This is a genomic window from Nitrospirillum iridis (assembly GCF_014205765.1).
Classification (GTDB): Bacteria; Pseudomonadota; Alphaproteobacteria; order Azospirillales; family Azospirillaceae; genus Nitrospirillum; species Nitrospirillum iridis.
This window is the reverse complement of sequence record NZ_JACIIZ010000004.1, coordinates 43,747-56,060: the sequence shown is the minus strand read 5'-3', so window position 1 is coordinate 56,060 and position 12,314 is coordinate 43,747. Positions and strand designations below refer to the sequence as shown.

11 protein-coding genes are annotated in these 12,314 nt (G+C 68.1%); 5 read left to right on the top strand and 6 right to left on the bottom strand.

Features of this window, described 5'->3' with window-relative positions:
• Positions 1 to 28 precede the first annotated feature (28 nt).
• The 4 genes from FHS74_RS07875 (at position 29) to FHS74_RS07860 (ending at position 2,382) form a co-directional block, all read left to right on the top strand.
• Positions 29 to 1,129: an NADH:flavin oxidoreductase/NADH oxidase gene (locus FHS74_RS07875; protein ID WP_184799226.1), complete on the top strand. Its 1,101-nt coding sequence runs from the start codon at positions 29 to 31 to the stop codon at positions 1,127 to 1,129.
• Positions 1,130 to 1,141: 12 nt separating this feature from the next.
• Positions 1,142 to 1,441: a putative quinol monooxygenase gene (locus tag FHS74_RS07870; RefSeq protein ID WP_184799224.1), complete on the top strand. Its 300-nt coding sequence runs from the start codon at positions 1,142 to 1,144 to the stop codon at positions 1,439 to 1,441.
• Positions 1,442 to 1,560: 119 nt separating this feature from the next.
• Positions 1,561 to 1,950, top strand: a complete 390-nt coding sequence (locus tag FHS74_RS07865) for an ACT domain-containing protein (RefSeq protein ID WP_184799222.1) — start codon at positions 1,561 to 1,563, stop codon at positions 1,948 to 1,950.
• Positions 1,951 to 1,962: 12 nt separating this feature from the next.
• Complete coding sequence (locus FHS74_RS07860) at positions 1,963 to 2,382, top strand: hypothetical protein (protein WP_184799220.1); 420 nt, start codon at positions 1,963 to 1,965, stop codon at positions 2,380 to 2,382.
• A gap of 64 nt (positions 2,383 to 2,446) precedes the next feature.
• On the opposite strand, the gene FHS74_RS07855 is transcribed toward FHS74_RS07860, so the two are convergent.
• Genes FHS74_RS07855 through FHS74_RS07845 form a run of 3 tightly spaced genes read right to left on the bottom strand, consistent with a single transcriptional unit; the run spans position 2,447 to position 5,276 of the window.
• Positions 2,447 to 3,385, bottom strand: coding sequence for an electron transfer flavoprotein subunit alpha/FixB family protein (locus FHS74_RS07855; protein ID WP_184799218.1), 939 nt, complete (start codon positions 3,383 to 3,385; stop codon positions 2,447 to 2,449).
• A gap of 2 nt (positions 3,386 to 3,387) precedes the next feature.
• Positions 3,388 to 4,137 carry an electron transfer flavoprotein subunit beta/FixA family protein gene (locus FHS74_RS07850; RefSeq protein ID WP_184799216.1) on the bottom strand — a complete coding sequence of 250 codons (750 nt, stop codon included), beginning with the start codon at positions 4,135 to 4,137 and terminating at the stop codon, positions 3,388 to 3,390.
• Between the two features lie 11 nt (positions 4,138 to 4,148).
• Entirely contained in the window at positions 4,149 to 5,276 is a 1,128-nt protein-coding gene (locus FHS74_RS07845) for an acyl-CoA dehydrogenase family protein (RefSeq protein ID WP_184799214.1), read from the bottom strand.
• Positions 5,277 to 5,410: 134 nt separating this feature from the next.
• Between FHS74_RS07845 and FHS74_RS07840 the strand changes: the two genes are divergently transcribed.
• The gene (locus tag FHS74_RS07840; protein ID WP_184799212.1) at positions 5,411 to 6,439 is read left to right on the top strand and encodes an AraC family transcriptional regulator; all 1,029 of its coding nucleotides are present in this window, start codon (positions 5,411 to 5,413) and stop codon (positions 6,437 to 6,439) included.
• Here FHS74_RS07840 and FHS74_RS07835 read toward each other — a convergent pair.
• From FHS74_RS07835 to FHS74_RS07825, 3 genes are read right to left on the bottom strand one after another with little or no spacing between them, the layout of a single operon-like run.
• Entirely contained in the window at positions 6,432 to 8,981 is a 2,550-nt protein-coding gene (locus FHS74_RS07835) for an EAL domain-containing response regulator (protein ID WP_184799211.1), read from the bottom strand. The genes FHS74_RS07840 and FHS74_RS07835 overlap by 8 nt on opposite strands.
• Before the next feature lie 2 nt (positions 8,982 to 8,983).
• On the bottom strand, positions 8,984 to 10,045 hold the full coding sequence (gene cheB, locus FHS74_RS07830; RefSeq protein ID WP_184799209.1) for a chemotaxis-specific protein-glutamate methyltransferase CheB: 1,062 nt from the start codon (positions 10,043 to 10,045) through the stop codon (positions 8,984 to 8,986).
• A 12-nt stretch (positions 10,046 to 10,057) separates the two neighbouring features.
• Positions 10,058 to 12,310 (bottom strand): hybrid sensor histidine kinase/response regulator, encoded by a 2,253-nt coding sequence (locus FHS74_RS07825; RefSeq protein WP_184799207.1) that lies wholly within the window; start codon positions 12,308 to 12,310, stop codon positions 10,058 to 10,060.
• Positions 12,311 to 12,314: the final 4 nt, after the last annotated feature.

Genomic DNA, 12,314 nt, shown 5'->3' with positions numbered 1-12,314 from the left:
CCCACGCCCCGACGATCCGGAGTTTTTCATGCCCACCTTGTTCGATCCCTTGAAGATCAAGGACGTGACCTTACGCAACCGCATCGGCGTGCCGCCGATGTGCCAGTACAGCGCCACCGACGGCCTGGCCAACGACTGGCACCTCAGCCACTACGCCGGCCTGGCCCGGGGCGGCGCCGGCCTGGTGGTGGTGGAAGCCACCGCCGTGGCGCCGGAAGGCCGCATCACCCCGGCCTGCACCGGCCTGTGGAACGACGCGCAGACCCAGGCCTTCGTCCCGATCGTCCGCGCCATCAAGGCGGCGGGCGCCGTGCCCGGCATCCAGATCGCCCACGCCGGCCGCAAGGCCAGCGCCAACCGCCCCTGGGAAGGCGATGACCACATCGCCGAGGGCGATCCGCGTGGCTGGGACACCATCGCCCCCTCGGCCATCGCCTTCGGCGGCAACCTGCCCAAGGTGCCCAGGGCCATGACCCTGGACGACATCGCCCGGATCCGCGCCGACTTCGTGGCCACCGCCAAGCGCGCCCTGGACGCCGGCTTCGAATGGCTGGAACTGCACTTCGCCCACGGCTATCTGGCGCAGAGCTTCTTCAACCGCGACGCCAACCAGCGCACCGACCAGTACGGCGGCAGTGCCGGGAACCGTGGCCGCTTCCTGGTGGAAACGCTGGCGGCCGTGCGGGAAGTGTGGCCGGCGCATCTGCCCCTGACCGCCCGCTTCGGCGTCATCGAATATGATGGCCGGGATGAGGAGACGCTGGCGGAGTCCATCGACCTTGTGCGCCGTTTCCGTCAAGAGGGCCTGGATCTGCTGAGCGTCAGCGTCGGCTTCTCCACCCCCAAGGGCAACGTGCCATGGGGTCCTGCCTTCCTGGCACCGGTCGCCGCCCGCGTGCGCAAGGAAGCCGGTATCCCGGTGTCCTCCGCCTGGGGCTTCGCCAACCCGGAAGTCGCGGACCGCGTTGTGCGGGATGAGCAGCTGGACCAGGTGCTGGTCGGCCGCAATCACCTGGCCAACCCGCATTGGCCCTATGCCGCCGCCTTGAAGCTGGGCGTGGAGCGTCCGTCCTGGGTGCTGCCCGCCCCCTATGCCCACTGGCTGCAGCGCTATAGCAGCGACGTTTGAGGAGAAAACAACATGAGCATTTCCCTGTTCGCCACCATCACCCCGAAGGCTGAGGCCGTGGACAAGGTGGGGGAATTGTTGCGCGGCCTGACCGGCCCGTCGCGGGCGGAGCCCGGCAACCTGCGCTATGATTTGTTCCGGGGCACGGACAGCCCCGTCCGCTTCCACCTGTTCGAGCTGTACGCCGACCAGGCGGCGATCGACGCCCACCGCGCCAGCCCCCACTACACCGCCTTCCGCGCGGCGCTGGGCGACCTGCTGGCCGAGCCGCCACTGGTGCTGGCGGCCACGCCGGTGGACGCGGTGGAATAAGGACCAAGGTCGCGGCGGTCAGGCTTTGGCCACCGCGACCTTCACCACGCGCAATAGGAAACTTTCCAGTAGGATGCCCCCATCGTCGGCATGACATCATATTGTATGGAAAGCATCCCATGGCCATCACACTGCGACCCCTGAACGGCCGCTATGCCATCGCCCAGTTGCCGCCCGACGCCCCCATCCCCAGTTGGTGGGATGGCGAGGGCTTCACTGCCCTGGCGCGGAATGACGAGGAATTGACGCTGATCTGCCCGCAGGAACGGGTGCCAGCCGGCGTGAAGTCCGACCACGACTGGATGTGCCTGAAATTCGTCGGCCCCTTCGCCTTCGATCAGGCGGGCATCCTACTGTCGGTCATACGGCCCCTGTCAGAGGATGGCATCGGCGTCTTCGTAACCTCAACCTTTAATACCGACCACCTGATGGTGAAGGCGGAGAACCGGGACCGTGCGCTGTCGCTGCTGACGGCGGCGGGGCACAATGTATCAACGCAACCTCACTAATTAAGGTGGAATATGAGCGCGCTCCTGTGGGGATTTCTGGGTGGCGTAGTTGCTTGGTTTGTCACCAATTTCATTAGTCAGCCTTTAATAAAAATAATAAGTCTTCGCGAATCTGCGGCGGTCGCATTGGCGAGATACGAAAACTATGATCACCATGGACACGAGGAGGAGGACACTCCAGAGGCTGACACAATAAAAGCGCGAAATGTTGCGTTCTCTGAAGTAGGATCTCAACTAAAGGCCTTTGTCATTTCAAATCAGATAATAATGAAGGCAATACACAAAACGACCTGGCGACCAGGCCCTGCAGGTGAAAATTTGATCACTTTGTCCCAGATGCCCCCATACGGTTCTGAAAATTGGGAAATACGGCAGAATATAATGAAACATCTTAAACTTGGGAAAAAGATCTCAAAAGATCTTCGAATATAAAAACTGGCCGGGCGCCCTCTCGGAGGCCCGGCCAGTTCACGGTGTTATGGAACCTTGAGCGGCGTCAGACCTGGCCGGTCAGTTCCGGCACGGCCTTGAACAGGTCGGCCACCAGGCCATAGTCGGCGATCTGGAAGATCGGCGCCTCTTCGTCCTTGTTGATGGCGACGATGACCTTGCTGTCCTTCATGCCGGCCAGATGCTGGATGGCGCCCGAGATGCCGACGGCGATGTACAGTTCCGGCGCCACGATCTTGCCCGTCTGCCCGACCTGATAGTCGTTGGGCACGAAGCCCGCGTCCACGGCGGCGCGGGATGCCCCCACCGCCGCACCCAGCTTGTCGGCCAGGGCCTCCAGCAGGTGGAAATTGTCACCCGACTGCATGCCGCGCCCGCCCGAGACGATCACCCGGGCCGACGTCAGTTCCGGCCGTTCGGACTTCGACACCTCATTGCCCACGAAGGTGGACAGGCCGGCATCCGCCGCGCCGGACACAGCCTCGACGGCCGCGCTGCCGCCGGTGGCCTGAACGGCCTCGAACGCCGTGCCACGCACCGTCGCCACCTTCACCGGGTCCAGCGACTGCACGGTGGCGATGGCGTTGCCGGCGTAGATCGGCCGGGTGAAGGTGTCGGGGCTTTCCACGCCGGTGATGTCGCTGATCTGCGCCACGTCCAGCAAGGCGGCCACGCGCGGCGCCACGTTCTTGCCGAAGGTGGTGGAGGGGGCCAGCACGTGGCTGTAGCCGCCGGACTTCACGAGGCCGACCACTAGCGGGGCCACGTTCTCCGCCAGGCCGTGGGCGAGCTCGGCGGCGTCGGCCACCAGCACCTTGGCGACGCCGGCGATCTTGGCCGTGGCGTCGGCGACACCGGCCACGCCCTGGCCCAGCACCAGCACATGCACGGCGCCGCCCAGCTTGGCGGCGGCACCCAGGGTGGTCAGCGTCGGCGCCTTCACACCTTCAGCGGAGGGTTCCGCGATAACAAGTATGGTCGTCATGGTCAGATCACCCGCGCTTCGGTCTTCAGCTTGGCCACCAGCTCCTCGACGGAGCCCACCTTGATGCCGCCGGCGCGCTTGGCCGGTTCCACCACCTTCAGCGTCTTCAGCCGCGGCGTCAGGTCCACACCCAGGCCGACGGCGTCCACCACCTCCAGCGGCTTCTTCTTCGCCTTCATGATGTTGGGCAGCGAGGCGTAGCGCGGCTCGTTCAGGCGCAGGTCGGTGGTCACCACCGCCGGCAGCTTCAACTCCACCGTCTCCAGCCCGCCGTCGATCTCGCGCGTCACGGCGACCGTGCCCTCGGCCGGCACCACCTTGCTGGCGAAGGTGCCCTGGGCCCAGCCCAAGAGTGCGGCCAGCATCTGGCCGGTCTGGTTGGCGTCGTCGTCGATCGCCTGCTTGCCCAGGATGACCAGGCCGGGCTGTTCCTTCTCCGCCAGCGCCTTCAGCGCCTTGGCGACACCCAGCGACTGCGTCTCGCCATCGTGCTGCACCAGGATGGCCCGATCGGCACCCATGGCCAGCGCCGTGCGCAGCGTCTCTTGCGCCTGGGTTGGCCCCACGCTCACCACCACGATCTCGGTCGCCTTGCCCGCCTCTTTCAGGCGCACAGCCTCCTCAACCGCGATCTCGTCGAACGGGTTCATCGACATCTTGACGTTGGCCGTCTCCACACCCGTGCCGTCCGCCTTGACCCGGACCTTCACGTTGTAGTCAACGACCCGCTTGACCGCGACCAGTATCTTCATCGCCCAAGTCCTCACAGGTTGCGGGAAATCACCAGCTTCTGGATGTCGCTGGTGCCCTCGTAAATCTGGCAGACGCGCACATCGCGATAGATGCGTTCCACCGGGAAATCATCGACGTAACCATAGCCGCCGAAGGTCTGGATGGCGTCGGAACAGACCCGTTCCGCCATCTCGGACGCGAACAGCTTGGCCATCGACGCCTCTTTCAGGCAGGGCAGGCCCGCCTGACGCAGGGCGGCAGCATGCAACACCAACTGGCGCGCCGCCTCGATACGCGTGGCCATGTCCGCCAGGCGGAAGGCCACGGCCTGGTGCTCAATGATGGCCACACCCATGCTGGTGCGCTGGCGCGCATAGTCACGAGCCGCCTCGAACGCCGCCTGGGCCATGCCGACGGATTGGGCGGCGATGCCGATGCGACCGCCCTCCAGGTTGGCCAGGGCGATGCGGTAGCCCTGGCCCGGTTCGCCCAGCACGGCGTCGGCCGGCACCCGCACATTGTCCAGCACGATCTGGGCGGTGTCGGAGCAGCGCTGGCCCAGCTTGTGTTCCAGCCGGGCGACCGTGTAGCCGGGCGTGTCGGTCGGCACCAGGAAGGCGGAGATGCCCTTCTTGCCAGCCACGGGGTCGGTGACGGCGAACACCAGGGCCACGCCCGCGTGCCGGCCATTGGTGATGAACTGTTTGGCGCCGCTGATGACGTAATGATCGCCGTCGCGCACCGCCCGGGTCTTCAGGGCCGACGCGTCGGACCCCGCCTGCGGTTCCGTCAGACAGAAGGCGCCCAGCATCTGGCCCGTCGCCATGGCGCGCAGATAGCGTTCCTTCTGCGCCTCGGCCCCGAACTTCAGGATGGGGGCGCAGCCGACGGAGTTGTGCACGCTCATGATGGTGGAGATGGCGCCGTCGCCGGCCGCGATCTCCTCTATCGCCAGAACGTAGGAGATGACATCGGTGCCGGCCCCGCCCCACTCCTCGGGCACCAGCATGCCCAGAAGGCCCAGCCCGCCCATCTCCCGCAGCTCTTCCGCCGGGAAGCGGCTGGTCCGGTCGCGCTCCGCCGCCCCTGGCGCCAGGCGCTCACGGGCGAAGGCGCGGGCCATGTCGCGGATCATGGCCTGTTCTTCGGTGATCAGCATGGGCCGCGTTTCCTCCTGATTATGGGCCGGCTTGCCAGCGACAGCCACGATAGACATGATCGATCCAATCTGAAATGACCAAGCGGATCAAATTTCGTGATCGTTTTTGTCAATCAGGCGCGCGGCTGACACCCATGGAAAAGATCCTGTCGGACAAGAACAGCGTGTCACCCTATTTCGTGGCGGCGGCGCTGGATCGCGCGGTGGCGGCGGGCCTCGACCCCGGGGCCCTGCGGCGCAAGGCCGGGCTGACCGCCTTCCCGCCCGGCGCCCGCGTGCCGGTGGCGACATACGGCACCCTGCTGCGCCTGCTGGCCCAGGTTATGGATGACGAGTTCTACGGTATGGACACCCGGCGCATGAAGGTCGGCACCTTCGCCGTCATCTGCCTGCTGGCGCTGGGCGGACGCGACCTGGGCCGTGCCCTGGACCTGGCCTGCCGTGGGTACAACAGCGTGTTCGACGGCATCCAGGTGGCCGTGCGGCGCCAGGGCCGGCAGGCCTGCCTGGAAATCCGCGCCGTGCCGCCGGGGCTGCGTCCCCCTCCGGCCCTGCCACCCTTCGCGCAGGAAACGCTGATGACCTACCTGCACGGCTTGGCCTGCTGGCTGGTGCGCCGGCGCATCCCCATCGACGCCGCCGACTTCGCCCATGCCATCCCGCCGCATGCGGAGGAATACCGCGTGCTCTACAGCTCCAGCCTGCGCTTCGGCCAGGACGCGGCGCGGCTGTGGTTCGATGCGGCCCTGCTGGCCCTGCCGGTGGCGCAGGACGCCCGCACCGCCGTCGCCTTCCTGACCCGCGCGCCGGAGAACTTCCTGGTTCGCTACCGTAACCCCGACAGCTATGCCCGCCGCGTGGCGCACCTGCTGGACCGCCAGCCGCCGACCGCCTGGCCGGATTTCGAGGCCGTCGCCCGTACCCTGCGCTGCTCCCCCGCCACCCTGCGGCGGGGCCTGCGGCTGGAGGGCCGCCCCTTCCAGGCGATCAAGGATGAACTGCGCCGCCGCGCGGCGGAGGCCTCCCTGGCCCAGGGGCGGGAGGCCATCCCCGACCTCGCCGCCCGCCTGGGCTTCGCCGAGGCCAGCGCCTTCCACCGCGCCTTCCGCAAATGGACGGGCACGGCCCCTGGCGCCTTCCGCGCCGCCGCGGCGGTCAGATGACGCCCTTGGGTGGATGGGCCAGCAGGGCCTCGATCTCCATCATCGGCACCGGGCGGCTGATCAGATAGCCTTGCGCCTCATCACAGCGCAGCAGGCGCAACAGCTTGGCTTGCCCCACCGTCTCCACCCCTTCGGCCACCACCTTCAGCCCCAGGCTGTGAGCCAGCTGGATGATGGTGGAGACGATGGTGGTGTCCTCCGAACTGTTGTCGATGCTGGCGACGAAGGCCTTGTCGATCTTCAGCGCGGTTAGCGGCAGGCGGGCGATATAGGCCAGGGAGGAGTAGCCGGTGCCGAAATCGTCGATATAGACCTGCAGGCCCATCTCACGCAGGGCGGCGATCTTGGGGACATAGGCCTGGATGTCGCGCATCAGCACGCTTTCCGTGATCTCCAGATCCAGGCAGGCGCGGGCCGCCTCGTCCTGGCCCAGCCGCGCCGCCATGGCGTCCACGAAATCCTCCCGCTCCAGCTGCAAGGCCGAGACGTTGACGGCGATGCGCGGCGGATTCAGGCCCTGGGCCCGCCAGCATTGGAAGTCCGTCACCGCCTGGCTCATGACCCAGGCGCCCACGTCGTGGATCAGGCCCAGATCCTCCACCAGCGGGACGAACTCGCTGGGACCGACCAGGCCGCCGCCGGGCTCGTTCCAGCGGATCAGGGCTTCCAGCCCGGTGATCCGCCCGTCGCGCAGGTCTATCTTGGGCTGGTAGTGCAGGACGAACTGCCGGTTCTCCAGCGCCGTGCGCAGCCGGGTTTCCCGGCGCACGGCCTGGGCCAGGCGCTTGTTCATTCCGGCGGCGTAGAACAACAGGCGCTCGCGCGTGTCCTTGGCCTTCTTCAACGCCATCTCGGCGTGGGCGAACAAGGTTTCGCCATCCGCCGCGTCGTCGGGGAACAGGGCGGCGCCCACCCGGACGGACAGGCGCAGCTGTTCGCCGCCGGCCGCGAACAGGGTCTCAAAGCAGGGCAGGATGCGCTCCCGCACCAGATGCGCCACGTCGGCGGCCCCCTTGACCTCCGGCACCATCAGGCCGAAGCAGTCGGCCCCGACGCGGCCCAGCGTGTCGGCATGGGCCGCGGCGGCGGACAGGCGACGGGCGGATTCACGCAGCACCTCATCGCCGATGTCCAGACCCAGGCTGTCGTTGACGCTACGGAAACGTTCCAGGTCCACCAGGATCACGGCCATCAGCCGCCCCTTGGCCCCGGCCCGCGCGATCTGCTGGGCCAGGCGGTCGGCGAACAGCCGGCGGTTGGCCAGGCCGGTGAGGCCGTCGTAAAGCGCCAGATAATCCAAACGCTGGGCCTTGAGCAGGTGATCCAGCGCGAAGGAGATGTTGCCCGCCATCTCGCGCAACAGAGCCACCTCCTGCGCGTCGAAACGGTTGTTTTCCAGGGCCGACAGCGCCATGACGCCCACCGGCGCGCGCTCCACCACCAGGGGCAGCACCAGCGTGGTCAGCCCATCCGCATCCTCCACCGCCGCCACCGGCACCCTATCCTGCAAGGCGGACACGACGATATGATCCAGCGGACCGGCACCGCTGGACGGGCCCCCGTCCACCCGCACCGGCGACAAGGTGTCCAGGGTGGCGCCGTCGGCCGCCACGGGCATGACCAGTCCATCTTCCAGCAGGCCGATCCAGGCCTGACGGAACTCCCCTTGGCCCGTGGCGATGCGGCAGGCGTCGACGAACAGCTGTTGCTGATCCTGCACGCGGACGATCAGGCCATTGATGCCGCTCAGCATCGCGTGGGCGCGGGTCAGGCGGGCGATGCGTTCTTCCAGACGCATGCGCTCCGTGACGTCGCGGGAGATGCCCACCAGGCCAGCACCGGCGCCCTGTTCATCCAACACCGGCGCCACCGTGGCGGACACCCAACGCTCGCCCAGCCGTGCCACCAGATCCATCACCGGCAGCCCGGTTTCCAGCACACGGCGCTCCTGCGCCTCGACGGCCTCAGCCCGGTCGGCGTCCAGGAAATCCCCCACCCGCTTGCCCAGGGCGGCGGCCGGACTGTCCAGACCCAGTTCACGGGCGGCCACCGCGTTGACGCGCTGGAAGCGGTGGGAACTGTCCTTGAAGAAGATAGCCTCTGGCACGCTGTCCATCAGGTGGTGGAGCAGCCGCTGCTCCTCCAGCAGGGCGCGGTGCAGCTCGCAATGGGCCACCGCCTTGTCCACCACCTGGCGCAGTTCCTCGGGATTCCAGGGCTTGGTGATATAGCCGAAGATCTGGCCCTTGTTCACCGCCGCCACCACGGCATCCAAGTCGGAATATCCCGTGAAGAGGATGCGGGGCGCGTCGGACAGGCGGCTGGCGATGCCCAGGAACTCATGCCCGTTCAGGCCGGGCATGCGCTGATCGGAAATGATCACCGACAGGCTGGACTCATGCTCCAGCAATTTCAGCGCCGCTTGGGGCGACGTCTGCAGCAGGACGCGAAAGTCATCCTCCAGCAGGTCTTCCATGGCCGCCAGGACCTGGGGCTCATCGTCGACCACGAGGATGGTTTTCGCGTCCTTGCGCCGGGGCATCGCTATTTTTCCTCCGCCTTGCGCGCCAGCATGACAAGGCGGGCGGCGATTTCATCCGGTTTCAGCACGGCGGTGGCGCCGCTGAGCGCGATGGCGGCCCCCGGCATGCCATGGACAATGCTGCTTTCCTTGTCCTGCGCGAATGTAACCGCGCCCGCATCCCGCAGTTCCCGCAGTTCCACGGCGCCATCCACCCCCATGCCCGACAACAGCACGCCCACCGCGCGGGCCCCATGGACACGCGTCACGGACCGGAACAGGTGCGACACGGCCGGCCGGGCGCTGTTCTCCGGCGCCCCCTGGTCCAGTTTGATCGTCCCGTCCACAGCGAGGCCCATGTGGGCGTTGTCCGGCGCCAGATAGAAGTGTCCGGGCCTGGGCGCATCGCCCGCCTTCGCGACCTGCACCGGCAGGGCCGAGCCGCCGGCCAGCCATTCGGCGAACCCGCTCACGAACCCCGGGGAGATGTGCTGCACCGCCAGCAGCGGGACGGGAAAATCCGATGGCAGCCGCGAAAGGATGGCCTGCAAAGCCACCGGCCCGCCGGTGGAGGCGCCGATGGCGATGACCGCCGGCCGCGTGCCGCCCGGCAGGCTGGCCTCCGGCATGGGCCGGACCACAACCTCCGGCCGGGGCAGCCTGGATGTCGAGGCCCAGCGCCGCACCACTTTGACCTCGGCCATCAGGCGCACGGTCTGGGCCAGTTCCGCCGCCTCGATGGCCTGGCGGGGATGGCCGACGCCCACCGGCCGGTGGACGAAAGCGACGGCGCCGGCGTCCAGCGCGCGGAAGGTGGCGGCCACATGGTCGCTCATCGTGCTGCTGACCACCACGATGGGACAGGGCGTCTCCTCCATGATGCGGCGGGTGGCCGCCAGGCCGCCAAGGCGCGGCATATGGATGTCCATGGTCACGACGTCGGGCCGATGGCGGGCGACCGCCTCCACCGCCTGCAGGCCGTCAACGGCGATCGCCACCACCTCGATGCCGGGCTCCGCCGACAGGATGGACACCAGATATTCCCGCAAGGTGGGTGAGTCTTCCGCGACGACGACCCGGATCATTGGACGCTTCCCTCAGACCAAATGACTGACGATTTGCAGCAGGTTGCCCTGGTCGAAGCTATCCTTGACCAGGTAGGCGTTGGCACCGACATCCACGCCCCGTTCCTTATCCTCACGCGACCCCAGCGAGGTGATCAGCACCACCGGCAGTGCTGCCAGCTGGGGATGGCCCCGCACCTTGGTGGTCAGTTCGAACCCGCCCATGCGCGGCATCTCCACATCGGAAACCAACAGGTCGAAAACATCGCCGCCGGTCAGGACGGCCCAAGCGTCCACCCCGTCGACGGCCGTGCGCACCTGATAGCCCGCCGCCTCCAGCAGGTTCTTGAACAGGGTGCGCGCGGTGATGCTGTCCTCGGCGATCAATATGGACTTCCTGCGCGAAACAGCCACCGTCGTTCGGATGGCCATGGGCGCCTGCGCCGCGCCGGCCAACAGATCCGGTATGTTCAGGATCAGCGCCACCTCCCCCGTGGCCAGCACACTGGCGCCGGTCACGTAGGCGGCCCGGGCCAACTGCGGCCCCAGGTTCTTCATCAGCACTTCCTGCTCGTCGCGCACACGGTCGACGACGAAGGCGATGGCCTGGCCGCCCCGGCTCAGCACCGCCACGGTGTGATGACTTGGCGGCGCCCGGTTGGGCCGGACCGGCGCCAGGCCCAGCACATCGGCCAGACGCACCAGACCCAGGGTGCGACCGTCCAGCACGATGGTCTCGCGGTTCTCCACCGTGGCGATGGCGCTTGCCGCCACGCGCGCCACCCGTTCCACCCCGCCGGTGGGCAGGATGAAGCAAGCGCCCTCCACCTCCACCAGCACGCCGCGGAAACTGGCCAGCGTCACCGGCACGCGGATGCGGAAAACGGTGCCGAGGCCAACCGTGGATTCCAGCGCCAGTCCGCCGCCCAACCGTTCCACCTTATCCTGCACGATGGGCAGGCCCAGCCCCCGGCCGGACGTTTCGGTCAGCAGGCCGCTGGTCGAGAGCCCGGACCGGAAGGCCAGCGCCCGGGCCGCGTCGTCGTCCAGCGCCGCCGCCGCCGCCGCCGACATCAGCCCCTGGTCCGCCGCGGCATGGCGCAATCCGTCCACATCGAACCCGGCACCGTCATCCGCGATGGCGATCTCCGCCCGCCCGGCCTCGGTCTGGCCCACCGTGATGGCGAGCGTGCCCCGGCGGGGCTTGCCCCGGCCCGCGCGCACCTCGGGCGTCTCGATGCCGTGGGCGACGGCGTTGCGCACCAGATGCAGCAGCGCGTCCTTCATCTCCTCCTGGATGCGGCGATCGATCTCCAGATCCCCGCCCCGGATGATCAGGTCCACCTCTTTGCCCTCGGCCCGCGCCAGGTCCCGCACCAGCGGGGCCATCGGCTCCAGCAGGGCCGCCACCGGCACCATCAGAACCTGCTTGGCCTCATCCAGCAGGCTATCAAGCATCTTGCCCAGGATGCGCAGATCCTGGCGGCCGGCGTTCGCCAGCTGCGCCACACGGCCGGATAGCCAGCGCAGGGTGTCGCCCTGCTGCTTCAGCAGGCGCGCCGCCGGGCTGTCCCCTCCCTCCTCCAGCCGGCGCCGGGCGCGCTCATGCGCGCGCACGCGCTCCGCGGCATCCGACGCCAGGCCGCAAAGATCGGACACCTGGCGACCGGCGGCCAGGCGGGCGGACACCAGCTCCTCCGCGTGGCGCAGCAGCGCGTCCACCTTAGACGTGGCGATGCGCAGCGTGGGGCGGCCCGCCGCGCGGGGCGCCTCAGCCACCAGCGCCTCGTCCACCGTCTCCGCCACCGTCTCCGCCATCGGGTCCGCCGGGGCTGCGGCCGGAAAGCTGGGCGCCGCCCTGCCCGGCGCCGATGCTGACGCCGGCTCCCGCCCCTCGGCATAGGCGTCCAGCGCCGCCACCAGCGCGTCCTGGTCAGGCCCGGCCGCGGCGCTGCCGTCCAGCAGGCCGCGCACCCGGGCATAGCCCTGGTGCAGCAGATCCAGACCAGCCGGCGTCAACGCCAGGCGTCCGCCCTTCAGCGCCGCGAAGACGCTTTCCATGGCATGGCACACGGCCACGACATCGCCCAGGTTCACCGCCCGCGCGGCCCCTTTCAGGGTATGGACCTCCCGGAAGGTGGTCTCCACCAGCTCCTGCGCGCGGTCGCGCGGCGGCGACTGCTCCAAGGCCAGAAGTCCGGCGGCGATGGCGGAGAGATGCTCCTCCGCCTCCACCTCGAACATGGCCAGCAGCCTTTTCAGCAGCTGATCGTCCGGCTGGCTCATGCCA